The 25,931-nt window shown below is 74.8% G+C and carries 19 protein-coding genes; 13 read left to right on the top strand and 6 right to left on the bottom strand.

The window, feature by feature from the left end:
* Nucleotides 1-143 precede the first annotated feature (143 nt).
* From ACTUAL_RS18425 to ACTUAL_RS18400, 6 genes are all read left to right on the top strand, one after another.
* Nucleotides 144-569, top strand: a complete 426-nt coding sequence (locus ACTUAL_RS18425) for an OsmC family peroxiredoxin (RefSeq protein ID WP_096490969.1) — start codon at nt 144-146, stop codon at nt 567-569.
* Nucleotides 570-660: 91 nt separating this feature from the next.
* Entirely contained in the window at nt 661-879 is a 219-nt protein-coding gene (locus ACTUAL_RS18420; RefSeq protein ID WP_096490968.1) for a hypothetical protein, read from the top strand.
* A 600-nt stretch (nt 880-1,479) separates the two neighbouring features.
* On the top strand, nt 1,480-2,544 hold the full coding sequence (locus ACTUAL_RS18415) for a class I SAM-dependent methyltransferase (RefSeq protein WP_440901135.1): 1,065 nt from the start codon (nt 1,480-1,482) through the stop codon (nt 2,542-2,544).
* A 250-nt stretch (nt 2,545-2,794) separates the two neighbouring features.
* Nucleotides 2,795-5,170 (top strand): glycosyltransferase family 4 protein, encoded by a 2,376-nt coding sequence (locus tag ACTUAL_RS18410; RefSeq protein ID WP_096490966.1) that lies wholly within the window; start codon nt 2,795-2,797, stop codon nt 5,168-5,170.
* A gap of 121 nt (nt 5,171-5,291) precedes the next feature.
* Nucleotides 5,292-6,497: a hypothetical protein gene (locus tag ACTUAL_RS18405; RefSeq protein WP_096490965.1), complete on the top strand. Its 1,206-nt coding sequence runs from the start codon at nt 5,292-5,294 to the stop codon at nt 6,495-6,497.
* The gene (locus ACTUAL_RS18400) at nt 6,497-10,012 is read left to right on the top strand and encodes a glycosyltransferase (RefSeq protein ID WP_440901134.1); all 3,516 of its coding nucleotides are present in this window, start codon (nt 6,497-6,499) and stop codon (nt 10,010-10,012) included. The genes ACTUAL_RS18405 and ACTUAL_RS18400 overlap by 1 nt, the downstream gene beginning before the upstream one ends.
* Before the next feature lie 93 nt (nt 10,013-10,105).
* Here the strand turns inward: ACTUAL_RS18400 and ACTUAL_RS18395 are convergent, their stop codons facing one another.
* From ACTUAL_RS18395 to ACTUAL_RS18385, 3 genes are all read right to left on the bottom strand, one after another.
* Complete coding sequence (locus ACTUAL_RS18395; protein ID WP_440901133.1) at nt 10,106-11,779, bottom strand: glycosyltransferase family 2 protein; 1,674 nt, start codon at nt 11,777-11,779, stop codon at nt 10,106-10,108.
* A complete protein-coding gene (locus tag ACTUAL_RS18390; RefSeq protein ID WP_440901132.1) occupies nt 11,776-13,167 on the bottom strand; it encodes a hypothetical protein in 1,392 nt (463 codons plus the stop codon). The genes ACTUAL_RS18395 and ACTUAL_RS18390 overlap by 4 nt, the downstream gene beginning before the upstream one ends.
* A 100-nt stretch (nt 13,168-13,267) precedes the next feature.
* Nucleotides 13,268-14,554, bottom strand: a complete 1,287-nt coding sequence (locus tag ACTUAL_RS18385; RefSeq protein WP_096490962.1) for an alginate O-acetyltransferase AlgX-related protein — start codon at nt 14,552-14,554, stop codon at nt 13,268-13,270.
* Between the two features lie 374 nt (nt 14,555-14,928).
* Between ACTUAL_RS18385 and ACTUAL_RS18380 the strand changes: the two genes are divergently transcribed.
* Complete coding sequence (locus ACTUAL_RS18380) at nt 14,929-15,303, top strand: hypothetical protein (RefSeq protein WP_096490961.1); 375 nt, start codon at nt 14,929-14,931, stop codon at nt 15,301-15,303.
* 1,139 nt (nt 15,304-16,442) lie between these two features.
* On the top strand, nt 16,443-16,772 hold the full coding sequence (locus ACTUAL_RS18375; RefSeq protein WP_012782687.1) for a hypothetical protein: 330 nt from the start codon (nt 16,443-16,445) through the stop codon (nt 16,770-16,772).
* A 77-nt stretch (nt 16,773-16,849) separates the two neighbouring features.
* Here the strand turns inward: ACTUAL_RS18375 and ACTUAL_RS18370 are convergent, their stop codons facing one another.
* Entirely contained in the window at nt 16,850-18,592 is a 1,743-nt protein-coding gene (locus ACTUAL_RS18370; RefSeq protein WP_218181937.1) for a gamma-glutamyltransferase, read from the bottom strand.
* A 377-nt stretch (nt 18,593-18,969) separates the two neighbouring features.
* Here ACTUAL_RS18370 and ACTUAL_RS18365 point away from each other — a divergent pair, with 377 nt between their 5' ends.
* Nucleotides 18,970-19,722: an SDR family NAD(P)-dependent oxidoreductase gene (locus ACTUAL_RS18365; RefSeq protein ID WP_096490959.1), complete on the top strand. Its 753-nt coding sequence runs from the start codon at nt 18,970-18,972 to the stop codon at nt 19,720-19,722.
* 55 nt (nt 19,723-19,777) lie between these two features.
* On the opposite strand, the gene ACTUAL_RS18360 is transcribed toward ACTUAL_RS18365, so the two are convergent.
* Nucleotides 19,778-21,412 (bottom strand): TM0106 family RecB-like putative nuclease, encoded by a 1,635-nt coding sequence (locus ACTUAL_RS18360; RefSeq protein ID WP_440901131.1) that lies wholly within the window; start codon nt 21,410-21,412, stop codon nt 19,778-19,780.
* Nucleotides 21,413-21,513: 101 nt separating this feature from the next.
* On the opposite strand from ACTUAL_RS18360, the gene ACTUAL_RS18355 reads away from it, so the two are divergent.
* The gene (locus tag ACTUAL_RS18355) at nt 21,514-21,954 is read left to right on the top strand and encodes a DUF6474 family protein (protein WP_096490957.1); all 441 of its coding nucleotides are present in this window, start codon (nt 21,514-21,516) and stop codon (nt 21,952-21,954) included.
* A gap of 51 nt (nt 21,955-22,005) precedes the next feature.
* Here ACTUAL_RS18355 and ACTUAL_RS18350 read toward each other — a convergent pair whose 3' ends face one another.
* Nucleotides 22,006-23,823: a BCCT family transporter gene (locus ACTUAL_RS18350; protein ID WP_440901130.1), complete on the bottom strand. Its 1,818-nt coding sequence runs from the start codon at nt 23,821-23,823 to the stop codon at nt 22,006-22,008.
* Nucleotides 23,824-23,916: 93 nt separating this feature from the next.
* Between ACTUAL_RS18350 and ACTUAL_RS18345 the strand changes: the two genes are divergently transcribed.
* Genes ACTUAL_RS18345 through ACTUAL_RS18335 form a run of 3 tightly spaced genes read left to right on the top strand, consistent with a single transcriptional unit; the run spans nt 23,917 to nt 25,794 of the window.
* Nucleotides 23,917-24,474 (top strand): hypothetical protein, encoded by a 558-nt coding sequence (locus tag ACTUAL_RS18345; protein WP_440901129.1) that lies wholly within the window; start codon nt 23,917-23,919, stop codon nt 24,472-24,474.
* 25 nt (nt 24,475-24,499) lie between these two features.
* Nucleotides 24,500-25,249, top strand: coding sequence for a YcnI family copper-binding membrane protein (locus tag ACTUAL_RS18340; protein WP_096490954.1), 750 nt, complete (start codon nt 24,500-24,502; stop codon nt 25,247-25,249).
* Nucleotides 25,246-25,794: a copper resistance CopC family protein gene (locus ACTUAL_RS18335; RefSeq protein ID WP_440901128.1), complete on the top strand. Its 549-nt coding sequence runs from the start codon at nt 25,246-25,248 to the stop codon at nt 25,792-25,794. The genes ACTUAL_RS18340 and ACTUAL_RS18335 overlap by 4 nt, the downstream gene beginning before the upstream one ends.
* Nucleotides 25,795-25,931: the final 137 nt, after the last annotated feature.

The following is a 25,931-nucleotide window of genomic DNA, read 5'->3' as shown; positions in this document are numbered from 1 at the left end:
AGTCGGGTACCGGCCTCTTCCGCGTTCCGGGGTCCCGGTGATCTCCGCCCTCCCGGCGTGTCGGCTGTTCCGCGCGCTGCGCGCCCTTCGCGGTAGGTGCTTAGCTGGTCACCGAAAGTTCCCACTCGACCACGGAGTTGCGCATGGCGACCGTTCGCAAGGCCACCACCCACTGGAAGGGCAGCCTGATGGAGGGTGACGGCACCGTCACCCTGGAGTCCTCCGGCATCGGCACCTACGACGTGAGCTGGCCGTCGCGGGCCGAGCAGGCCAATGGCAAGACCAGCCCGGAAGAGCTGATCGCCGCAGCCCACTCCTCGTGCTACTCGATGGCGCTGTCCCACGGCCTCGCCCAGGCGGGCACCCCGCCGCAGCAGGTGGACACCTCCGCCGAGGTCACGTTCAAGCCGGGCACGGGCATCACCGGCATCGCGCTGACCGTGCGCGCGGTCGTCCCCGGCCTGGAGGCGGACGCGTTCGCCGAGGCGGCCGAGACCGCGAAGAAGAACTGCCCGGTGAGCCAGGCGCTCGCGGGGGTCGAGATCACCCTCGACGCCGCTCTCGCCTGATCGGATGAACCTTCACCCCCGTGTGGGCTTGCCCACACGGGGGTGGGGTGACCGTTCGGGTTATCGGCACCCGTTTGGCAAGATCGCGCACGTGACGTTCAGCCATGAGTCTGACCAGTCCAAGCCGAACTACGACCAGCCGACGATCCGCATCGCGCCGGTCGCCCCGATCATCCCGGCCGTTCCGGCCGCCGGGCCGGGGACCGTCCCCCCGGCGCAGCGCCAGCAAGCCCAACCGGTCGCCCGGAAGAGCAAGCTGCGCCGGATCGCCCGCCGGATCGTGGGGCCGACCATCCTGACCAAGAAGTAGCGACCGGCCGGGACGACCAGGCCGGGTCCACGCGGAGGAACCACCCGGCCGGGTGACGCGACCGCGGAACCGGCTCAGGCCACCGCGGTGGGACGGCCCTTCCCGGAGGAACCCGCGATCCGCAGTCCTCTCGGGGGAGGCGCCCCCGATTCCACGGCGCCGCCCGCCCTCGCACCCGCCGGTGTCGCGCGGAGGGGTGAAGAACAGCCCCCCACGGGTGATCGGAATGGCGGTTCCGCCGCACCGGGGGGCCGCACGACGGCGTGCCCGCACCACTGAACCCGCTCCGACGCAGCCCCTCGTCCCGGCGCGATCGGCGAAGGCGGGGGACGTCCAGCTCACCGACGACGATCGCCCGTTCGGCCGCACCGGGTGCCGCTGACCAGCGCTTTCCGCGGAGCGGTGTTTCACGTGGAACACGAGCGGGACGGCGGGTTCGCGTCCCCGAAGGGGCACCGCGCGCGGCGTCGCGCGCAGGTCAGAAGATCAACCGGCCGTCCGCGGGGCTGTGCGAGCATCTGCCCGCGGGGCGAAGTCGTTCACACCGCGCTCGCCGAGGCGCGCGGGTCGAAGGTCGAGGATCGAGGAGAGGCGGCGGGCATGGCGCTCGACGTGCTGCGCGACACCTGGGAGAAGCTCGGCGGGGTCGACCCGCTGTGGGCCGTGCTGACCGACCCCGGCAGGCGGGACGGCCGCTGGGACGTCGAGGAGTTCATGAAGACCGGCCCCGAGGCCGTCGGCCAGGTCCGGACGCTCCTGGGCGAGCGCACCCTGGGGTCGCGGGTGCTCGACTTCGGCTGCGGCGTCGGCAGGCTCTCCAACGCGCTGGCCGCGCACGCCGACCGCGTGGTGGGCGTCGACATCGCCTCCACCATGGTCGCCCGCGCCCGCGAGCTGAACCGGAACCCGGACCGGGTCGAGTTCGTGCACTACGACGGGCGGCTGCTGCCGTTCGAGGACGCCTCGTTCGACGGCGCGCTGAGCCTGATCGTGCTCCAGCACGCCCGCCCGTGGGTGCAGATCGGCGCGCTGCTGGAGCTGCTGCGGGTGGTCCGGCCGGGCGGGACGCTGGTCGTGCAGATCCCGAGCGCCCGGCGCGCGCCCGTGCCGATGCCCGAGGAGGCGTACCGGGCGGACATCGAGGTGCTGGAGGCGCCCTCGGTGCTGGGGGTCGGGCAGTCCGCGCTGGTCCGGGCCAGGGTGACGAACCTGAGCGAGCACCCGTGGCCGGGCACCAAGACGATCAAGCTGGGCAACCACTGGCGGTCGGGCGACGAGGTCGTGCTGCTGGACGACGGCCGGGCCGGGCTGCCCGCGATGGTCGCGCCGGGCGAGTCGTTCGAGGTCGGCGTCCCGGTCACCGCGCCCCGCGCGGGCGAGCTGGTGCTGGAGCTGGACCTGGTGCACGAGATGGTGGCCTGGTGGGAGAGCGAGGGCGGGACGCCCGCGCGCGTCCCGATCACGGTGACCGCCGCACCCGCCCCACCTTCGGAGGTAACCCCGGCGGGTGAGGCTCACCCCGGCGAGCAGATCGAGATGCACGCGCTGCACACCGAGTTCGTGCAGGCGCTGTTCGGCCACTGCGGCGCCGAGGTCATCGCGGCCGTCCCGGACGAGGCGGCGGGCGAGGAGTGGGAGTCCTTCACCTACGTGGTCTCGCGCTGAGCAGGGCGGCCGGTGACCGGACGGCTCCCCCCGCGGCGCGCCACGCCGCACCACCGCGCCACCGCGGGCCGGCCGCCCTCCCGCAGGGCGCCCCGACCCCGGCGGCGCTCCCGCCCTGCGGGACCCGCGAGACCGCGCACCCGTTTCCGCTGACCCCCGGAGCGGAGTGGGGGAGAATCCGGTGGCCGCGTGGCAACGAATGCCGCAGCACACCTCCGGGGGCGCTCCCCGCCGCGAACAAGTGAGGGCCATGAACACGCCGGTCGCCTGCACCGCCACCGCCGAGAGCGGACTGCCGTCCGCGCTGGTGCTCGCGAGGTCCTACCTCGCCCACCACCCCGGCCACCGGTTCACCATCGCCGTGCTGGACGGCGAGGACGGCGGCAGGCGCGGCGCGGACGGCGTCACCCTCGTCGGCCCCGACCTGATCGGCCCGTCCGGCGACGAGTTCCTCGGCCTGGCCACCGCGCACCCGCTGCCGCAGCTGGTCGACGCGGTGAAGCCGTGGCTGCTGCGCGAGCAGCTCAGGAACGCCTCCAGGGTCACCTGGTTCAGCCCCACCTCGTTCGTCACCGCCCCGATCGGCGAGCAGCGCGGCACCGTCGTCGCCCCGCACCTGCTGCGCCCGCTGACGGGCGAGGCCGCCGAGTCGGCCGAGGCGCGCCTGATCGGCACCGGCGTGCTCAACCCCGGCTACCTGTCCACCGACGACGAGTCGCTGCTGGACGCCTGGGTCGAGGCGGTCGCCGCGTTCCGGGCCGTCCGGTTCGACCGGGACGCGCTGAGCGACCAGGACTGGTTCGACCAGGCGCTGTCCCTCGTCCCGCACGAGGTCTCCGCCGACCCCGGATTGGTGCTGACGGCGTGGAACGCCTTCGAGCGCCCCGGAGTCGAACCGAAGGTGGTGGACCTCCTCGGCTTCGAACCGCGCGCCCCGTGGGTGCTCAGCTCGCTGCTGCTCGACCGCCCCGCCGCGCTGCTGTCCGAGCGCCCCGACCTGGTCCCGCTCGTGCGCGAGTACGCCGACCTGCTGATCGGGGCCGGGCACCTGGACGAGGAGGAGGTGCTGCCGACCTGGCTGGACGAGCTGCCCGACGGCACCCCCCTCACGCCGCTGCTGCGCGGGACCTACCGGGCCGCCGTGCTCGCCTCCACCGACCCGCGCCGCGCCAAGCGCCCCGCCGCGCCGCCGCACGCGTTCACCGGCGCGGAGTTCCGGGACTGGCTCAACGGCCCCGGCGAGCTGGGCGGCACCACCCGCTTCACCCAGGCCGTGTGGGAGAGCCGCCCCGACCTGCAGGCCGTGTTCGGCAGGCCGGCGCACCCCGGCTTCGCGCACTGGTGCCGCGAGTCCGCGCCCGCCGAGGGCGTGCTGCCCGAGTGGGCCGTCCCCGCGCCGACCGACCCGCCGACGCCGCCGCAGGACCGGCTCGGCGTGAACCTGCTCGGCCACCTGACCGCCGTGCTGGGCGTCGGCGAGCTGGGCCGGGTGCTGAACTCGGCGCTGTCCCGGTCCGGCCTGGACGTGGCTCCCGTGGTCGAGGAGGCGATGGTGGTCAACCGGACCGACGTCGACCGCCCCGAGGAGAGCGCGCCGGTGTACCCGGTGAGCGTGCTGTGCGTGAACGCCGACCTGGTGCGCGCGGTGTCCGAGCAGCACCCGCAGGTGGTGCACGAGCGCTACCGGATCGGCGTGTGGTCGTGGGAGCTGGAGGAGTTCCCCGAGGCGATGCACGAGTTCGACTGCGTCGACGAGGTGTGGACCATCAGCGAGTACTGCCGCGCCGCGATCGCCCCGCACACCGACAAGCCGGTGCGGGTGTTCCCGATCCCGATCCGCGAGCGCCCCGCCGTGGAGTCCCGCGCGGGCGGGCCGGTGCGGTTCCTGTTCGCCATGGACTTCAACTCGCTGGTGGAGCGCAAGAACCCGTTCGGCGCCATCGAGGCGTTCCGCCGGGCGTTCCCAGGCCGCGAGGACGTCGAGCTGGTCGTGAAGGTGATCAACGGCGAGCGGCACGTGGCCGGGCTGGAGCGGTTGCGCTCCGCCGCCGCGGGTGACCCGAGGGTGACGCTGCTTGAGCGCTACCTCACGGCCGAGGAGTTGCACGACCTCTACGCCGGGAGCGACTGCTACGTTTCTCTCCACCGCGCGGAGGGCTTCGGCTTCACCGTCGCGGAGGCGATGGCGATGGGCTTGCCGGTGATCACCACCGACTACTCGGGCACCGCCGAGTTCGTCGACCGGGAGAACTGCTGGCTCGTGCCCGCCGAACCGGTTCCGGTCGGTCCCGGCTCCCCGCCCTACCCGGCGGACGCGCTGTGGGCCGACCCGGACCTGGACGTGGCCGCGACGGCCATGCGCGAGGTCGCCGACGACCCCGCGCGCGCGGCCGAGCGCGGCCTGGCCGCCAGGGAGCACCTGCGCCGCACCAGGGGCGAGGACGCCGCCGCGGCGTGGGTGCGCGACCGGGTCGAGCAGGCGCACCGGACGTGGCGGGAGCGGAGGGCCCCGGCGCGGGCGCAGGCGGCCCCCGAGGCGAAGCCCCAGCTGGTGGTCCCGCTGCTGCGCAAGGTCGCGGTGCGGGCGCTGGGCCGGTACGACAGCGCGCGCCACCGGGGCCGGTGACCACGTCCCCGGAACCGGGGTCGTGCGGGCAGGTCACGAGTTGGCAGTGGGAATCGAGCGCGGGCAACCGCCCGTGCACAATGGCGGAGTTCGCTCCGAACGTGGGAAAGGGGCTGCCGGCGTGAACTGGCAGGAGGAACTGCGCAAGCTGGACGAGGAGCTTGCCGCAGGGCGGATCTCGGCCGACGACTACCGGACCCGCCGGGACCAGGTGCTGTCCTCGGCCCAACCCGCCGCCCAGCCAGCGCCGCCGCAGGAGTGGCAGGCGCAGCAGCCCTCGGGCGGGCCCTCGAACGGCCCCACCGGCACCAGCACCGGGGCCACCCAGTACATCCAGCCGGTGAACCCGGACGCCACCCAGGTCGTGCCCGGCGGCGGCAACCGCCCCGGCCACAACCCGGACGCCACCCAGGTGGTGCCCGGCGGCGGCAACCGGCCCGGCGACTCGGACCGCACCCAGGTCGTGCCGAACGGCGGGATGGCCCCGCAGTACGGCCAGCCCTCCCCGGCGGGCGGCTTCCCGCAGCCCGGCGCGTTCGGCGGCCCGCAGCAGGGCGGCGGGATGCCGCCGTGGCAGGGCGGTGGCGGGGACACGTCCGCGCCGTGGGCGTCGGCGTCGAGCGACAACTGGCTGCGGCAGGGCCCCGAGGTGTTCGACGAGGGCTCGTCCGGCGGCGGCAAGAAGGTCTTCGCGATCATCGGCGTCGTGCTGGTGGTGGCGCTGATCGGTGGCGCGGTGTGGTTCTTCGGCTTCAGCGGCTCCGGTGACGACTCGGCCAAGGGCGGCGACACGCCCGCCCCCCAGTCGTCCACCTCGGCGCCGACCACGACCACCACCAAGGCGCCGATCGACCTGCTGCCCGACCCGCCCGGCACGCCGAGCACCAACAACGGCACGGTCGAGCTGGCGCGCGCGGTCGAGGAGAAGCTGCTGAGCGCCGACGAGGCCGCCGCCGTCGAGGAGGCCGCCGTCAAGGAGGTCGCGTTCGTCGGCAGCACGCAGGACGCGTTCACCTACGACGCGATGGTGTTCGAGGTCGGCGACGAGGCCAAGGCCGAGGCGCTGGTCGAGGGCCTGGTCTCGGCGCAGGGCAAGACCGGCATGGTGGACGGGGCCAAGGGCCAGCTGCCCGCGCAGTCGACGGTGCAGCAGCTGATCCGCCAGGGCGAGCCCGGCATCTACCGCGCGATCTACGCGGCGGGTGACAAGGTCGTCCGGATCTCGACCACGCAGACCCCGATCACGCCCGGCCCGAACGACCAGGAGCTGATCAAGAAGTTCCAGGAGTTCGGCATCGGCGTGGCGAAGCAGTTCCCGACCTCCTGATGGTCGAGCAGCCCGTGTACGCGGACGGGGCCGAGGACGAGGTGCTGTCCCGGCTCCGTCGCGCTGCGGACGTCTCGGCCGGATCGGCCGAGCTGGCACGCGCACTGCCGTCGTGGGAGCTGATCTACCACTTCTCGCCCCAGCGCACCGCGCTGCTCGCGCCGATCGAGCTGGTCGAGGGCACCAGGGTGCTCGACTTCGGCTGCGGCTCCGGCGTGCTGACCAGGGCGATGGGCGAGCTGGGCGCGGGCGTGGTGGGCGTCGAGGGGACGCCCGCGCGGGCCGAGGCGGCGCGGGAGCGCTGCCGGGACCTGCCGAACGTGCGGATCGTCGACGGCGGCGCCGAGGAGATCGGCCTGAACGGGCCGTTCGACCTGGCGCTGCTGTGCGGCGTCCTGGAGTACTCGTCGGTGTACGGCGACGGTCCCGAGGCGCTGCTGGAGGACGTGGTCGGCGCGCTGGAACCGGGCGGCGCGCTGGTGCTGGCGATCGAGAACAAGATCGGTCTTGGCTACCTGACCGGCAGGCCCGAGGACCACCACGGCAAGTCGTGGGTCGGTCTGGCGGACTACCCGCGCGGCGGAGCCCGGACGTGGCCGCGCGCGGAGCTGGCCGAGCTGCTGGCGAACGCGGGCCTGACGGCCCAGCGGTGGATGCTGCCGTACCCGGACTACAAGCTGCCCCGCGTGATCGTGGACGCCGACGTGCACGGCCGGGGCGACGCGGTCGACCTGGTCGACAAGCTGGTGCGCGACCCGCTGTACGGCGCGTTCGGCGGCACCACCGGCGCGGTGCCCGGCCGCTCGCTGCACCGCGCGGCGGTCGTGGAGGGGTTCGGGGCGTCGGTGTCGCCGTCGTTCCTGGTGGTGGCCGCGCGCACGCCCGAGGCGGTGCGCCGGTTCGTCCGGCCGGGTCTCGGCTGGCTGGTGAACTCGGCGCGGCTGCCGCAGTGGCGGCGCTCGCGGGTGCTCACGCCCGCGCTGGAGCTGCGCGCGGTCGAGGGCGCGGGCGCCGAGTCGGGCTGGTTGCGCCAGGAGGCGCCCGCCGTCGAGCCGCTGCTGCCCGGAAGGCCGCTGGACTCGCTGCTGCTGGAGGCGCTGGCGCGCGGCGACGAGGAGGAGCTGCGCGGGCTGCTCGGGCTGTGGCGGTCCTGCTGCGAGGAGGGCGCGACCGAGCTGGGCGACCAGCCGAGGCACCCGTTCCTCCCTGGGACGCCCGGCGTCCCGGTGCTGGCGGCGAACGCGCTCGACGTGCACCCCGGCAACGTGGTGCTGCTCCCGGACGGCTCGCCGAGGCGGATCGACCTGGAGTGGTGCGCGGGCGAGGGCGTCGACGCCGAGCTGGTGCTGGTGCGGGCGCTGCTGGAGTTCGCCCGCGAGGTGCACCGCAGCGGCGCGCCGCACCCGTGGGAGGCCGACCTGACCACGGCCGAGCTGACGCTGCGGCTGTGCGGGCTGGTCGGGCTGGCCGGTCGGGCGCGGGAGCGCTGGTCGGAGCTGCTGGCCGCCGAGGCGCGGTTGCAGGAGCTGGTCAGCGGGACGCCGTCGGACGAGGTGCTGACCGCGCTGCTCGGCGACGTGGACCGGCCGGGTCAGGCGCGGGCCTGGGAGCTGCCGCCGCTCACCCAGCTCGCCGCCGCGGCGGCGGACCGGGAGCACCTGCGCGGGGTGGCCGACGAGCTGCGCGGCGACGTGGCCAGGGCCGAGGACGCGCTGGACGCGACCAGGCGGCTGCGCGAGGAGGCCATGGCGGCGCTCGCCGAGGTCGAGCGGCTCCGGCAGGAGGCGACGGCCGAGGCCGCGCACCTGCGGCGGGCGGTGGCGAAGGCGGACGAGCAGCTCGGCGACGCGCTGATGCTGGTCGCGGACGCCGAGTCCGAGCGGGTCGGCGTGGAGCGCGAGCTGGCCCAGCGGTCCTCGCGGGCCGAGGAGCTGGCGGGCGAGAACGCGCGGCTGCGGACCGAGCTGGACAAGCTGGCGTCGTCGAGCGTCGTGCGGGCGGGCAACCGGTACCTGTGGCCCGCCGCGCGGCTGGTGCGGGGCGCGCGGGACCTGGCGCTGGGCCGGGGCGGCGAGGAGCCGGACCGGGTGCTGCGCGGGGTCGGCAAGGTCGCGCCGTCGGCGGTGCCGCTGCTGGCCGGGCGGGTGCGCCGGGTGAGCGAGCGGGACGCGGGGCTGCGCTACCAGCTGTCGGCGCCCTCCGAGGTGCCGGTCGGGCTGGGCCAGGTCGTGGACCTGGACGGCTGGGCGGTGCACGACGACCTGCCGGTGCGCGCGGTGTCGGTGGAGCTGGGCGGCCGGGTGCTCCCGGCGACCTCGGGCCACCCGAGGCCGGACGTGGCGGCGGCGCTGGGCGTGCACGGCTGGACGGGCTTCCGGGTCCGGCTGCCGGTGCGTGCCGGTGCGGCGCGGCCGGTGCTGCTGGTGGAGCTGGCGGACGCGACGGTGCTGCGCCGCGAGCTGCCCGAGCTGGTGGGCGTGCCGCACGAGCCGGAGCCAGCCCCGGTGGACTGGCCGGGCGGGGGACCCCGGATCGCGGTGTGCCTGGCGACGTACAACGCGCCGGGCGGGCACTTCCACGAGCAGATCCAGTCGATCAAGGACCAGACGCACTCGAACTGGGTGTGCCTGATCAGCGACGACGGGTCCACCGACAAGGCCGCGCTGCGCAGCGCGACCGCGGGCGACCCCCGGTTCGTGGTGGTCGAGCACGCCGAGAACGTGGGCTTCTACCGGAACTTCGGGCGCGCGCTGGCCATGGTGCCGGCGGACGCGGACCTGGTGGCGCTGTCCGACCAGGACGACGTGTGGGACGCGGACAAGCTGGCCGTGATGGCGGAGCGGTTCACCGACCCGTCCGTGCAGCTGGCGTACTGCGACATGCGGCTGGTTGACGGCGGCGGCGCGGTGGTGGCCGAGAGCGCGTGGACGAACCGGCCGAACCAGTGGACCGACCTGGAGCAGCTGCTGCTGCTGAACACGGTCACCGGCGCGGCGACCGTGCTGCGGGCCGACCTGCTGCGCGAGCGCGTGCTGCCGCTGCCGCCGGGCACCCCCGCCGCGTACCACGACCAGTGGATCGCGGCCACGGCGCTGGCGGTGGGCCGGATCGAGTTCGTGGACCGGGCGCTCCAGTCGTACCGGCAGCACGGCGCGAACGTGACCGGCTGGCAGGTGCCGAGGCTGGCCGACGGGCTGCCCGGACTGCGCGGGCTGGCCGCGGCGGGCGCGGGCGTCGGGCACGGCGTCGACCTGCTGGAGGCCAGGCAGGCGGAGCTGGACCACATCACGGAGCACGAGCTGCGGCGGATCGCGCAGTTCGCGACCGTGCTGCTGATGCGCAACCAGGACCTGCTGAGCGAGCGGGAGACCGCGAGGCTGGAGCGGCTGGCGGGCGCGGAGCGGCGGCTGTGGCCGCTGGTGCGGCTGGCGCTGGAGGGCGAGGAGCGGCCGGAGACGGCGGGCGCCGAGCGGCGGCTGCTGGCGGCGGCCCTGCTGCGCAGGCACCAGCAGTAGTCCGGTGGACGTGCGAGGGGGCGGGTAGCCGATCGGGCTCCCCGCCCCCTCTGTCGTCCTGCGCTATGGCGTCCCGCGCCACGCCGCCCCCGGCTACGGCACGAGCGGCGCGGGGGCGACCCCGCAGTCGGCCTGGAGGTCGGCGAAGACCGCGCGGAACCGCTCGGGCGTGAACCGGGCCCGGTGGGCGGCGACCAGCTCGCGGTGCACCCGCCCCCACAGCTCGTCGTCGGCCAGCAGCTGCTCCTCGGTGCACTCGAACACCCAGCCGGGCAGGCCGAGGCCGTCCGCGCCCTCCCAGGTGGTGACGAACGGCGTGCCGACCGCCATGGCCCTGACCAGCTCCGGGCGCAGGCCAGCCGATCCGGGGAACGGGGCGACGAGCACCCGGCGCACGGCCAGGTCCGCGTCACCGGCCGCGTCACCGGCGACCCGGTCGGCCAGCTCGCAGAGCACCGGGGGCGCCTCCACGGGGTGGGTCAGCACGTGCGCGGTCGCGCCCGCACCGCCCCGCACCCACTCGGCGTCCTCCTCGGACGCGCAGGACACCACGTCGGCCCACTGGAGCAGCTCGGCCGTCCTGGCCCGCGCGGCGCCCGCGCGGACCGCGTCCTCCTTGGCGCGGCTCAGCGCGAACCGGCGCTCGTGCGCCCGGTGCGGCAGCGAGGCGAGGTCGAGCGCCTTGACCGCGGCCCGCTGCCAGCGGGTCACCGCCTCCACGGGCACGTCCCCGAGCGCCACCACGACGTCGTAGTTGCCGACCCGCTCGCGGCTGACCTCACCCGCGTCGCCGGAGCGCACCTCGACGCCGCGCGAGCGCCAGCGGGCGAACGCGCCGTCGTCGGCGGCGTCCTCGGGCACCAGCAGCGCCACCGCCGCCTCGGGGTCGGCCCGCCACGCGGAGAGCAGCGCCGCGTCCCGGTCCCCGTCGGCGGGCGCGCCCGCCGCGACCACCAGGACCCGCACCGAGGCGGGCTTGTCGCGCAGCCACCACAGCCGGTGCGGGTGCTCGTGCACGCCCAGCGCGGGCGGGCGCAGCGCCAGGTCGTCGGCCCAGCGGCGGCGGAACACCTCGCGGTTGAGGTCGGACAGCCGCTCGGCGGTGGCCGTGGAGCTGGTGCCGTGCCGCACGTGCACGACGTGCGAGGACGGCTGCACCCACACCTGCCAGCCCCGGTCGCGCAGCCCGAACTGCAGGTCGGTGTCCTCGTAGTAGGCGATGTGGTACTCCGAGGAGAACCCGCCGACGTCGTGGAACGCCCTGCGCCGCACCACCAGGCACGCGGCCGACGCGTAGTCGACCACCCTCGGGTACAGCTCGGCCCCGTCCTCCCAGCCGTCGCCCCAGCCGCGGCTGAACGCGTCGCCGCCGAGGAGGCTGCCCGCCTCCTGGAGCCTGCCGTCCGGGAACACCATCAGCGGGGCCGCCGCGGCGGCGGCCGGGGTGCGGTCGAGCAGCTCCAGCAGCGGGGCCAGCCAGCCCTCGGTGACCTCGACGTCGGCATTGAGGAAGCAGACGAACTCGGTGCGCGCGTGCTGCACGCCCAGGTTGCAGCCCGCGCCGAAGCCGAGGTTCTCGGTCATCCGCACGACGGTCGCGCCGGTGAGGTTGCGCTCCAGCCACTCGCCGCTGCCGTCCGGGGAGGCGCTGTCCACGACCACGACCTCGTACGGCTCGGGCGTGTGCTCGGCGAGCACGTCGAGGCAGTGCGCGGCCAGCTCGCCGCCGCCGTAGGTGACCAGGACGAACGTGATGCGCGGGGTCACCGGCTGCGCAGCTTCCCGTACACGAACCGCAGGGCGCGCGTGTAGCGGAAGAGCTTGGTGCGCCGCATGGCGTCCAGCTCCCGCTCGGAGGCGCCCAGCCGCTCCACCAGCTCCCGGTGCCGCTCGGCCAGCTCCCCGTGCAACCGCCGCTCCTCCTCCAGCTCGGGGCCGCCTTCCACCGGGCCGCCCCCGAGGGTCAGCTCGACCATGGCGTGCCGGTCCGCGGTGACGCGCTCGCGCAGCCGGTGGTGGGCCACCCGCAGCGCGCGGTTCTCGGCGACCAGCGCGGCGACCCGGTCGGGCAGGCCCTGACCGCTGGCCGCGAACGCCGCCTCGGCGGTCTCGGCGACCGCGTCCAGGTGCTCGTCCAGCGCCCGCACGGCCTCCTCGTGCCCGCCGGGACCCGCCTTCAGCGCCCGGCGGAACGCGGCGGCGAGCTGGCTGGGCCGCTGCGCGACCCGCTCGACCGCGCCGAACAGCTCGGCGGCGGCGCCCTCGCGACCGGTCGGGTCCAGCAGCACCCAGTTGCGCCCGTAGGCCTGGGCGGCGGCGGCCACGTGCTCGTCCACCGCGATCACGGCGGCCGAGTCGGCGAGCACGGCGGCCCGGTCCTCCAGCACCGTGTCCGGTGGCAGCGCGACCCAGTCGCCCTCGGGGACGGGCACCCCGATCGGCAGCAGCACCACGTCCTGCACGGCCAGCAGCTCGACGATCTTGGCGATGGTGGGGCGGAGCTTCTCGAAGCCCTCGGCGGGCACCTGCACGACCAGGTAGCTGCGCCCGCCGGCGGGCAGCTGGCCGAGCTGGCGCAGCTGGTTCGCGCGGGCCTTGAGCGAGTCGGCGGGGAGCAGCCGCTCCAGCAGCAGGCCGGGGTGCCCGACCACGGCCACCTCGGCCTTGGCGCCCGCCTCGCGCAGCCGCCGCGCGGACTCCTCGTCGCGCACCGACAGCAGGGGCTGCCGACCGGCCCAGGCGACCAGCTCGGCGGGCACGGACTCGGCGACGCGGACCGCGACGCACGCCGCGTCCGGGCGCAACCCGAGGCCAGCGGTGAAGAACGCCGCGCCAGGCACGTCGGCGCCGTAGCGCGCGGCGAGGTCGTCCCCGAGCGGGAACGAGGGGGCGACCAGGTGCAGGTGGTGGTTCTCGGCCAGCTCCCGCACCCGGCGGGGGGTGCGCTCGCCGAGCGGCTCGGCGATGAAGCCCGCGTCGGCGCGCTGGGGCCGGGTCCACCCGTGCGGGGCGAACGGGCGCACGCACCAGTCGCCGAGGCGGGCGCGGAGCTCGCGCTCGATCACGCGCACGAGGAGTTGGTCGCCCAGTCCGGGCAGGTCGCTGCTGCTCCACAGGGCTGCGGTTCCGCCTGCGGGCTGGGGGTCGGCGAGCACGGGTGGACTCTACTCAGCGCGGGGCGCGCCCCCGGTACCCGTCACCGGCACGGGTAACCGGCCGAGTGCTCAGCGCTTCGAGGGCTGGGGCCCAGGGCGCTCAGCGCTTCGGGTTGGCGGCGAGCTGCGCCTTGATCTCGTTCAGGGTCCCCTCGGCGAGCAGCGAGCTGGCGCCGATCACGACGTTGCGCTCGACCATCTCGACCACGACCACGTCGTTCTGGACCATGAGCCGGGCGGTGGCCGCCGGGTCGGCCTGGATGGTGGCCGCGTTCTGGTAGGTGAACCGGGTGAGCACCCCGGACAGGTAGGGCGCGGCCTGCTCGCTGAACGAGTCGCCGATGAGCAGGGCGGTGGCGTTGGCGATGCCCGTCCCCCTGGCCTTGGTGGTGGTCTTGGGCTGGTCCCACGGCCCCTTGAGCGGCTCGCCCGCCTTCTTCTTGCCGTCGGCGAGGACGTCGTAGGAGGTCAGGGTGATCTCCTCGGGGTGGCCGAGCAGCGTGGGGAGGTCGGCGGCCACCTTCGACTCCTCGGCGGGCTCGACCTTCCAGGAGGCGGTGACGCCGGGCTGGACCTCCTCGGCGACCCTGCGGACCATGACCATCGCGCCCGCGTGGTTCCAGTGCGAGTCGCGCTGGAGGTAGACGGGGGCCTGGAGGCGCTTCGCCTCGTCGGCGAGCGCGGAGCGCAGGTCGATCGCGCCGGTCTCGGGCAGCCGCTTCCACAGGTCGTCGCGGGCCTTGGCCGCGCAGTCGGCGCCGTAGTACTTGGACGGGAGCTTCTCGGGCACGGCCGTGGACTTGTTCGGGGGCACGACCAGCACGAAGCGGCGACCGGACGACTCGACGGCGGCGCGCAGGGACTTGAGCTTGCCGAGGGTGTCCCCGAGCAGGAAGTCGGGGTCGCAGGCGCCCTCGACGTCCAGGCCGAGGTAGAGCCAGTCGTCCTTGCCCTCCAGCACGCGGACGTGGCCGGTCGGGGTGGGGCGGTCGGCGGACGGGTCCTTGGAGGGGACCTCGGGGATGGGGCCGGTGCCGGTGGAGGGGCCGCGCAGGGGCGCGGGCTCGCCGAAGACGCCCCGGCTGATCCCGTCGGCGGCGGCGACGGCCTGCTCGCGCAGCGGGATGTGGTCGTCGGCCCAGTCGCTCAACCCGGTGAAGAAGTCCCAGCCGTCGGTGACGGAGGGGAACTCGGCGAGCTCGCGGTTCTCGAACTCGCCCGGCCGCACGCCGACCGCCAGCAGGAGCAGCGGGAGGAGGAAGTAGACCCCGGCCGCGACCAGCGCGGGGCGCTGCCTGCCCGAGTGCCGGGGGCGGTAGAGGGCGTGGTCCCTGGGGAGCATCGACTCCGGCAGCGGCGGCAGCCCTGCGCGCTGGTCAGAGGTCACCCGTCCAGGGTAACGGCAGGGGTGGTCCCGCACCCGGTGCTTGGCACTTCCGGGGGTCTGGGGGTTTGGTGGGGGCAGTGGTCGGCAACCAACGGGACAAGTCGCACGTCCGGGCAGGGGTTCACCGGACCAGGTGACGGCACGGGGGACCGATGTGGCGTCACGTGAGCCTCGTCACCGCTACGGCGGCGGAATTGTGGACTCGAACCGCCGATGCGCTGCGGGCACTCCGAAAAGCGTCACCCGTTGTCATCTCAATCCCGCGACTTCTCCGACCTAGTCCTTACGGGGGATTGTCGGCTTGGCGTACGATCATTTCCGGGTCACCGGCCCTGTTCATGCTGGGGAACCTCAGAACAAGAGGTAGGTGCGTCATGGATCTCGCACTGAGCAAGGTCGTCGAGCTGCGCGAAAGCGGGTTCCAGTTCCTCCACCTCCGGGACGAGGACGGGCAGCTGGACCGCATCATGGCGTTCAAGCAGCGCCGCGGCTTCATCGACTCGATCCTCTTCTGGTCGGAGACCGAGGCCCGCGCGGGCAGGCTGCCCGCCGTCCGGGAGAGCTCACGCGCAGCTCAGGCGGTCTGGATCTATGAAGGTCCGCTCGTCGAGGCGGTCGACCGGCTGCTCGACCTGCCCGAGCCGGGAACGCGCAACGCGCCCACCCTCATGAAGCGGACGGCGTCCGACCTCGCGGTCGTCACGACGCTGCCGTTCACCCTGAAGCTGCCCCCCGGCGCCATCGCGTAATCGCGCGACCTAAACGACCGGAACACCTCAATCACAGATCGTCACCGAATATCGGGTGAATATTCACCCCATATAGACCGGAAGCCAAGCCGGTGCGACCGGAAGAACAACAACCGGCCGACGATCCGCAAATGCTGATTACCCGCGACGACTCGTTGCGCGGAAGCGACGCGGAAGCCGCGGCGACCCGCATGACCAGCAGAGCCCCTCCGCAGAACTGCGGAGGGGACCGGCGCCCCGGAGCGGGCCCCGTCACCCCCTGGAACGCGGACGAGCCCGCCAGTCCACCCGGCACGGCCCACGACCAGCGCATTCCCGCTCAGGCAGCCTCGTCACGCTGGGTGCCGCACCCACCCGGCGCCGCAGCGTCGCCGCTGATCACCGCGGGTCACCACCCGCAGGTCCCCGAGGGCTCCCAGCGGCCCGCGGCGACTCCCGACGCCTCCCGAGCCGCTCGGAACACCACCGAGACCCGTTGCCTGGGAGCAACGCTCCGGAAGGCCCCGCAGAGGCCCCTCGGCCCCACTCCGGAGCCACCGCCGCACCCGTCGGCGCGCCCCTCCGCCCGGCGACCTCCGGGCCCGCCCCTCCCCCGGACCGCGCCCGATCGGGCGGTCCTGGACACCGGCGCCCCTCCCCCGGCCCGGCCGGGCCGGTGAGCCCCTCCTCCGCCCCCTGTTCCACCCGGCGCGGCCAGCACGCGCCCCGGTGCCCGGCGCCAACATCCGACACCGGCCCTCGGCCACCGCCGCCGCCCGCGCCGCTCGCACGGGCAAGGCCGGCACCCACCCCCGGCGCTCCGGCTGCCGCACCGGCGCCCCGAGCCGTTCCCACCCCGCCCCGCTCCCCCGGCCGCTCCTGGCCGCACCCCCGGCGGTCCGAGCCCCTCCCGGTCCCGCCGCGTCCTTGAGCCACCCGGCGGCTCGCCCCCTCGCGCGGGCTACCCCCGCGTGGCGATCGTGCTCGTCTCCCCACCGCGCTCCCCGTCCAGCGCGCCCGCACCGGGCCCGCCGCCCCCGTGGCGCATCGGGTCGACGCGCTCGGCCGAACAGCGGTGTCCACCGGGCCGGGTGAACTAATCCACCCCGGAGGATTAGGGAGCTTGATCGGGGGTCTCCGGGTGCGGAACTTTGCCGCCCATGAACCTGAGGAAGACCGTCACGGGCGCCCTGCTGGGCCTCGGCAGCGCAGCCGCCATGCTCGGCCTCGGTGGTACCGCGATGGCCGCCGACACCATCGACATCACCACCACCGCCAACCCCGACATCGACGCCCACGCGCCGGACGCGGTGAAGGTCGGCGAGATCGTGGACCTCGACATCAACGAGATCAGCGACATCAACCTGAACGTGCTGGACGACGACAACGTCGACGCCGACGTGTTCGCCCACGACCTCCAGGCGCTGGTCAACAACGGCGACCTGCCCGCCGACGCGCTGGTGCACCTGCTGATCGAGGGCAACGACTGATCAGCGCCCCCTGAAGCCGGAACGGCCCCGGTCCCCTCCCCCTCGGACCGGGGCCGTTCCTCCCGCTCACCGCCGGGCTACCGCCCGACCGCGTACCCCTGCGCGCCGCGCGCGTTCGCCCCGGCCCTGAGCAGCCCGCTCCTCGGGTCGCGCGAGACCGCCGACATCCGGCCCAGCGCCCACGGCCCGGCGTCCACCACCGAGTGGCCGCGCTCGCGCAGCTCGTCCAGCCCGTGCGCCCGCGACTCCACGACCAGCTCGCCCGGCGTCCACGCCCTCGGGTAGAAGGAGCTGGGGAACGCGTTCGAGTGCCACATCGGCGAGTCGATGGCCTCCTGCAGGTTCATCCCGCCGACCGCGTGCGCGAGCCAGAACCCGAGCTGCCACTGGTCCTGCTGGTCGCCGCCGGGCGTGCCGAACGCCAGGACCGCCTCACCGCCGCGCAGCGCCAGCGACGGGGACAGCGTGATCCTCGGCCGCTTGCCGGGCGCCAGCGAGTTCGGCAGCCCCTCGTCCAGCCAGAACATCTGAGCCCGGCTGCCGAGGCAGAACCCGAGCGACGGGATCGTGGGCGAGGACTGGAGCCAGCCGCCGGACGGGGTGGCCGAGACGATGTTGCCCCAGCGGTCGACCACGTCCACGTGCACGGTGTCGCCGCGCACGGCCCCGGTCCTGGACACCGTGGGCTCGCCGACCGCGCCGCCGAGCTCCTCGGCGAGGGAGGGCCCGCGCCGGATGTGCTGCGCCAGCACGGCTTCCACCCCGCCGGGCGCGCCGGGCCGCAGCTCCAGCGACGCCCGCTCGCCGACCAGCGCGCGCCGCTCGGCCGCGTACTCCCGGGACAGCAGCGCCTCCAGCGGCACGTCCGCGCTGTCGCCGTACCAGGCCTCGCGGTCGGCGAACGCCAGCTTCGCGCACTCCACCGCCAGGTGGACGGTCTCGGCGGTGGGCGCGCCGTCGACGTACTCCAGCCGGTCGGCGAAGCCCTCCAGCAGCCGCAGCTGCTGGAGCAGCGCGGGCCCCTGCGACCAGGCGCCGAGCTTCGCCACGGTCCAGTCGCCGAAGTCGGCGGTGACCGGCTCCTCGTAGCTCGCCTCCCAGCCCGCCATGTCCTGGCCGGTGAGCACGCCCGCGTGGTCGCGGCCGGAGTCGTCGCGGTGGGCGGTGCGGCAGAACTCCTCGACCTGGGCGGCCACGAAGCCCTGGGACCAGGCGCGGCGGGCGGCCTCGATCTGGGCCTCCCGGTCGGCGCCCGCGGCCTCACCGGCGGCCAGCAGCCACTCCCAGGTGTCGGCGAGCTTGGGGTTGCGGAACCGCTCGCCCGCGACGGGCGGCTTCCCGCCGGGCAGCCACAGGTCGGCGGAGGTGGTCCAGTGGTCGCGGAACAGGTCGGCGACGGCGGCGATGGTCACGGGCACCCGCGCGAGCAGCGGGAAGCCGTCGCGGGCGTAGCCGATGGCGTGGCCGAGCACCTCGCGCAGCGACTTGGTGCCGTGGTCGCGCAGGAGGGTGAGCCAGCCGTCCCACGCGCCGGGGACGGTCGCGGCGAGCAGGCCGCTGCCGGGGACCAGGTCGAGGCCGAGGTCGCGGTAGTGGGCCGGGGTCGCGGCGGCGGGGGCGGTGCCCTGGCCGCACAGCACGCGCGGCGCTCCGCCCCTGACCGAGAAGAGGGCCGGGACCTCGCCGCCCGGTCCGTTGAGGTGCGGCTCGACGACCTGGAGGACGAAGCCCGCCGCGACGGCGGCGTCGAAGGCGTTGCCGCCGTCCTCCAGCACCGCCATGCCCGCAGAGGAGGCCAGCCAGTGGGTGGACGCGACCATGCCGTGGGTTCCCGCTAGTTCAGGGCGCGTGGTGAACACGCGGACAAACCTACGTGGACGGGAGCCACTTCGTTGCCTTCGCTAAAGGAACGGATTCCGACCCCGAGGTTTCACCCGGTGGCCGTCCGACTGAAGTCGGACGCGGAGCGTGATCGAAGTAGTCCTGGGGGTGGACGGAGAACACCTCTCCGGGGGACGCGCCGGAGGTGCGGTCGGGTGCATCGTTTCCCCATGCAGGTACTCATGTTCGCACTCGTGTTCGCGGGACTGGCCCTGGTGGCCGCGGTCCCGCTGGTCGCGCTGCTGCACGTCTCCGAGCACCACGGGCTGAACGACCGTTAACCTCCAGACCCACGACTGGGTCATGGAGGTTGCTGATGGAGATCTCGGGCACCGCGGCGATCGTCACCGGCGGAGCGTCGGGGCTGGGCGCCGCCACCGCGCGCGCGCTCGCCGCGCGGGGGGCGCGCGTGTTCGCGCTGGACATCTCGGTGGACGGCGCCCCCGCCGTGGAGGGCGTCACCTACCTGGCGGCGGACGTCACCTCGGAGGAGGACGTCCAGGCGGCCGTCGACAGCGCCGCGGGCTCCGGCGCCCCGCTGCGGATCGCGGTGAACTGCGCGGGCATCGGCCCGTCGACCAGGACGGTCGGCAAGGCCGGCCCGCACCCGCTCGACCTGTACCGCAAGGTGCTGGACGTGAACGTGGTCGGCACGTTCAACGTCCTGCGCCTGGCCGCCGCCGCGATGGGCGCGACCGAGCCGGGGCCGGACGGCGCGCGCGGCGTCGTGGTCAACACCGCCTCCGTCGCCGCCTACGAGGGCCAGATCGGCCAGGTCGCCTACGCGTCCTCGAAGGCCGCGGTGGTCGGCATGACGCTGCCCGCCGCGCGCGACCTGTCCTCGGTCGGCGTCCGGGTCATGACCATCGCGCCCGGCATCGTCGACACCCCGATGCTGGCGACCGTGTCCGAGGAGTTCCGCGCGGGCCTGGCCGCCGGGGTGCCGTTCCCCAAGCGGCTGGCCCTGCCGGACGAGTACGCGAAGCTGGCGCTGTCGATCATCGAGCACGACTACCTGAACGGCGAGGTCGTCCGGATGGACGGCGCGCTGCGCATGGCGCCCAGGTAGTCCGGATCCAGGTAGTCCGGGCACGGCAATCCCGCGCCGGCGGTCGCGCCGGGGCCTACAGGTCCCCGGCGTACGGCAGCCCGGACACGGCGTCCGAGGTCATCCAGCCCCGCAGGGCGTGGGTGGCCCGGACGTCGTCCTCGTTGTACTCCAGCAGCCTGCGCCGCTGCGCCGGGTCCGGCTCCTGGCCGTCCATGCCGACCGCGTCCCGGTACCAGCGCATGGAGTTCTCGCCCCCGGCCTCGGGGTCGCGCCAGTGGAACCCGGCCAGCGGGGCGATCGTCTTGAGCCCCTTGCCGTTGGTGGACAGGAACTGGTCCCTGACCACGCCGAACAGGTCGACCCAGTCGTCCGAGGTGATGAACTCCTTCACCTCGGCCACCGGCGGCACGCCCGGCTGCCCCTTGAACCGCTGGGCCGACGACAGCAGCCACCGGTTCTCCGCGAGCTCGTTGTAGCAGTAGGCCTTGAAGCCCAGCCCGCGCTCGGCCGCCGCGCGGCGCACCCCGGTCAGCCACGTCCAGAACTCGGCGAACGAGCGGGCCTCGTCGGCGCACGGCAGCTTGTGCCAGGTCGCGAACGCCCGGTAGCCGGGCTCCACGCCCACGTCGGCGCCGCTGAGCAGGCAGCCCCACATGTACGCGCCGAGGTCGCCAAAGCTCTCCATGTCGACGTCGACCTCGACCTCGGCCCTGGCGACCTCGATCCTCGGCACCCGCCGCGCCACGGCAAGCCCGCGCAGCCACGCCCGCGCCAGCACCACCGCGTCCTCGTGCGCCATCCCGACCAGCGGCACGGCGGGCACGGCCGGGTCCAGCGCGGCCAGGTCGTCCACGGTCGGCACGCCAGCCCGGCGCAGGGCCATCGCGTCCTCGCCGCGCACCACGAGCGACACGTCGCGGGCCTGGGTCAGCGCGTCCGAGCACACCGGCCACCACGGGCAGGTCTTGCACTCGACCACCCGCGACGGCCGGGCCAGCGGGGAGGTCCCGGCGATGGCGGCGTCGGCGATGGCCAGGCGGTCGGCGAAGCGGGCGTCGTACTCGGAGAGCGCAGTGCGCCCGCCCGGCCAGGTCGCCGCCTCCAGGTCGTGCCACACCACGACGTCGGCGTCCATGCCGATGGCGCCGCCGGTGGCCCGGCCGGGGGCCGCGTGGCCCGAGGCCTGCAGGAGCCGCTGGACGTGCGCGAGGCGCAGCTGGTCGCGCGGCTGGGGGCGGACCTTGCGCACCGGGTCGGTGCGCGCGCCCGCGGGCCGCGGGTAGGACAGCGGGGACGTGCGGGCGCCGTGACCGGGGTCGGTGGTCTTGTGCCGCACGACGATCACCGGCACGTACCCGGTGCGGTCGCGGACCAGCAGCTCGACGCCGCCCTTGCGGCCACCGCGCGGGTCGCGCGGCAGCACCGCACCCCAGATGTACTCGGCGCCCACCCGCATCGCCTCGGCGGTGACCCGCTCGCGGTCCGCGACGGGCACGTCCGGGGGAACTTCGACGAGGGCCGAGCCGACCTCGCGGCCGAGCGCCCTGGCGACGGCGGCCCGGTGGTCCACCGCGTCGGCCCGGCGCTGCTGCCCGGCGGCGTCCGGCGGGGCCTTGGCGGCCTCCCGCACGTCCGGGTCGTGTTCGAGGTGCACCCGCCGCCGGCAACGAGTGACCACACCGGCGTCGAGCTGCACCTGGGAAGTCACCGGAGAAGGGTAAGCCGGGAGGTCCGGCGTTGTACCCGCAACCCGCGCTCGGCGCGATCTTTTCCACGCGGGTGGCTACTGTGCGGGCAGGAGGTGCGGTGATGGCGCGGAGGACGGCGCGGAAGCGGGGCATCAGCCCGAGCGGTGCGAAGAACCTCGTCGGGGTGGCCAAGGTCGTCGTGCCCGCGCTGCTCCCGGTGCTCGCGCCGCTGGCCGCGCGCGCGGCGTCGGCGGCGGGCGACCGGTACGACCGCTACCGCGCGGCCAGGCTGGGCGTGGACGTGGAGCGGCTGGGCGAGTACTCCGGCCGGGGCGCCCGGCTGCACGCGCGGATCTCGAACGCGGGCGCGGCGCTGGCCGGTCTCGTGGACGAGGACGCGGGCTACGCGCAGCGGTGCGGGCAGCGGTTGGCCCAGCTGCAGGCCGCGGTGCGGGCCTGCGAGGGGATGCCCGCGCCGCGGCGGAAGGCCGCTCACCGCGCCGTCGCGGCCGACCTGGACGCGGTGGAGGGCGAGCTGCTGAGGAGGTTGGGCGTCGACTAGGCGCGCGGAGCGGCCCCCAGGACCGCTCCCACCGGGCCGACGCCCACCCCGTCACCTCGTGGTCAGGCTCCCGCCCTCGGCGGTGGAGCCCTTCGTGGTGGAGGCCTGCGCGGTGACGCCCCCGGTGGTGGCGGGCTCGTCGTCCTCGGACTCGGCGGCCTTCCCCGCCACCTCGGACCGGACGCGCTTCTCCGCCTTGCTCAGCCCCTCGCCCCTGGTCAGGCTCTCGACCGCGCGCAGCGCCGCCTCCTCGGGGCCGATCTTGGTCGAGACCTCCTCCAGCACCTCGGCGACCCGCTCCTCGCGCCGGATCATCGGGTCGCTGCGCAGGTCGCGGGCGAGCGACAGGCACAGGCCGACCATGACCACGGCGAACGGCAGCGCCGCGATGATCGTGAGGTTCTGCAGGCCGGTGAGCCCGCTCGACCCGCCGACCAGCAGCATCACCGCGCCGACTGCGCCGGTCACGACGCCCCAGAAGATCACCACGCCCCTGGTCGGGGCGATGGAGCCGCGCTGGGACAGGGTGCCCATGACCACCGACGCGGCGTCGGCGCCGGACACGAAGAAGATCGCCACCAGCACCATGACCAGCACGATCGAGACCGACGCGATCGGGTACTCGCGGAGCACGGCGAACAGCTGGCCCTCGGCGGTGGACTGGCCCGCGATGTCCGCGCCGCCGCGCTGGGTGGCGATGGCGGTGCCGCCGAAGACGGCGAACCACATCAGGCTGACCAGGCTCGGCACGCCGATGACGCCCGCGACGAACTGGCGGATGGTGCGGCCCCGGCTGATCCGGGCGATGAACATGCCGACGAACGGCGCCCAGGCGATCCACCAGGCCCAGTAGAAGACGGTCCAGCCGGACAGCCAGGTCTCCATGGGGTCGCCGCCGGTGGCGGCGGTGCGGCCGGTCATCTCGGCCAGCTCGCGGAAGTACTCGCCGATCGCGGTGGGCACCACGTTCAGGATGAACACGGTCGGGCCGACCACGAACAGGAACACCGCCAGCACGACGGCCAGCACCATGTTGACGTTGGACAGCCACTGGATGCCCTTGGCGACTCCGGAGACCGCGGAGGCGATGAACGCCACGGTCAGCACGGCGATGATGCCGACCAGGACGGCGTTGCCGACCTCACCGGCCCACCCGACGATCTCCAGGCCGCTGCCGATCTGCAGCGCGCCGAGGCCGAGCGAGGCGGCCGAGCCGAACAGCGTGGCGAAGATCGCCAGCACGTCGATGGCCTTGCCGACGCCGCCGTTCGCGGTGCGCTCGCCGAGCAGCGGCGCGAACGCGGAGCTGATCAGCTGGCTGCGGCCCCTGCGGAAGCTGCTGTAGGCGATGGCCAGGCCCACCACGGCGTAGATCGCCCACGGGTGGAGGGTCCAGTGGAACAGGGTGGTGGCCATCGCGGTGCGCAGCGCCGCGTCGGACCCGGCCTCCACGGTGCCCGGCGGCGGGTTGACGAAGTGCGTCAGCGGCTCGTTGACGCCGTAGAACATCAGGCCGATGCCCATGCCCGCGCTGAACATCATCGCGATCCAGGACACGGTCTTGAACTCGGGCCGCTCGTCGTCGCGGCCGAGCGGGATGCGGCCGTAGCGGCTGACGGCGAGCCAGAGGGCGAACAGGACGAAGCCGGACGCGAGCAACACGAACGCCCACCCCAGGTTTCCCATGACCCACCCGAGGGCAGTCTTGGAAGCAGAGGCGAGCGAATCGGTGGCGAACACGCCCCATCCGAGGAAGGCGACGGTGATGGCGGCGGCCACGCCGAACACGACGTAGTCGGTGCGGCCGGGGCGGTCGACCTTCGGCTCCCCCGGCAGAGGTGTCTTGATCTGCGGTTCTGCGGTCGTCACCGGTATGCGGTACCCCTCACCCGTTCGGGCTAAACCTTCGGAGGTCCGGACGGGTCTGCCGTGCGCTCCGGGTCGTCTCCTACGCTGGGTGGTGTGGCCACTCGACCAGGTGTGACGTCCCGCGCGGCGCGCGGGTCCCTGGTCGCGGTGACCTCGGCCGCACTGGGCCTGGCGGCCCACGGCGCGGCGGGGGGCGAGGCGGTCGAGCTGACCCCCGTGCTGCCCCTGCTGCTGCTCACCGCGAGCGCGGGGACCGCGCTCGCCGAGCGCTCCCGGACGCCGTGGGCGGTGGTCGGCGCGCTGGTCGCGGCCCAGGCCGGGCAGCACGCGCTGCTCGCGCTCGCCGCGCACCAGCACCACGGACCCGGCCTCGGCCTCGACCCGCTGGCGATGACGGCGACCCACGTGGTGGCCGCGCTGCTCACCGGCCTGCTGCTGGCCAGGGCGGACGCGGTGCTGCTCGCGCTCGCGGGCGCCGCCGCCCGGCTGCTGCCGGTGCTGCGCGAACCGCGCCCGGCGTCCCGCCCGGCCGCGCTCCCCGCGCCCGAGGGCCACCCCCAGCCCACCCCCGTCCGGATCACCCTCAGGCGGGTGAACGCCCGCCGGGGGCCGCCCGCGCTCCCGATCGCCCCGCACCCAGGACCACGCTGAACCCGCGATCAGGAGCACCCACACCATGTCCACCACTCGCACCGGCCTGCGCTCGCTCGTCCGCGCGGGCGCACTCCTCACCACCGCGGGCTTCCTCGCGCTCGGCACGGCGGGCACCGCCTCCGCGCACGTCACCGCGTCGACCACCGCCCCGGCCACCCAGGGCGGCTACGCCAAGGTCACCTTCCGGGTGCCGAACGAGCGCCCCGACTCCGGCACGGTCAAGCTGGAGGTCACCCTCCCCGCCGAGTACCCGCTGGCCTCGGTCAGCACGAAGCCGGTGCCCGGCTGGCAGGTCGAGGCGGTCAAGGCCACGCTCGACAAGCCGGTCACCAGCCACGGCCGCGAGGTCACCGAGGCCGTCCGCACCGTGGTGTGGACCGCCGACGCGGGCGTGCAGATCGCGCCCGGCCAGTTCAACGAGTTCGAGGTGTCGGTCGGCCCGCTGCCCGACACCACCGAGCAGCTGGTCATGCCCGCCAAGCAGACCTACGCCAGCGGCGAGGTCGTCGACTGGAGCGCCCCGCCCGCCGACGAGGAGCCCGAGCACCCCGCGCCGGTGCTGAAGCTGGTCAAGCCCGCCGAGGGCGCCGACTCGCACGGCAACGCCCCCGCCGGGTCCGAGGACTCGCACTCCGAGGCCGCCGCGGCCACGACCACCGACGACACCGCCCGCTGGCTGGGCGGCGCGGGCCTCGCGGTCGGCGCGCTGGGCCTGGGCCTCGGCGCGGGCGCCGTCCTGCGCACCCGCCGCTCGGGCAAGCCCTCGGCATGAGGCGCGCGGTCTCGCTGCTGCTGTCCGCGCTCGTGGCGGGAGGGTTCGCGCTCGGCGCGGCCCCGGCCGCGTGGGCGCACAACGTGCTGATCTCCAGCGACCCGAAGGACGGCGCGGAGCTGGCCACCGGGCCGCGCGAGGTCACGCTGACCTTCGACCAGCCGGTGCAGGCGGGCGAGCGGTTCAACACGCTGACCGTCACCTCGGCCGACGGCACCCGCTGGGAGGACCAGGCCGAGCCGACCGTGCGGGACAACTCGGTGATCTTCCCGGTGCGCGAGCTGGGACCGGCGGGCGAGTACACCCTCGGCTACCGGGTCCTGTCCGCCGACGGGCACCCGGTGAGCGGCTCGCTGAAGTTCACCACCACGACGGCGGCGCAGGGCACCCCGGTGCCCGCCTCGGAGTCCGCCACCCCGGAGGCCTCGGGCGAGGACTCCGGCGGCGGCGTGCCCGTCTGGGTGTGGATCGTCGGCGCGGTCGTGCTGCTCGGCGGCGGCGTCTTCTTCGCGCTGCGCGGCGGAGGGGACGGCGCCGACCGGTGACCGCCGACCGGACCAGCGGCCCCGCCCGCCCCCGCGCGCGGGTGGCGGGCGGGCTGCCGCTGGGCGCGCTCGCCGGGGTGCTCGCCGGGCTCGCGATCGCGGGCACCGGCGCGTCGGCAGGCGGACCGGGGACCGCC

The sequence above is a fragment of the Actinosynnema sp. genome (assembly GCF_052038725.1).
Note: the sequence above shows the minus strand (reverse complement) of the source record. Positions and strands in the feature narration are given on the sequence as shown.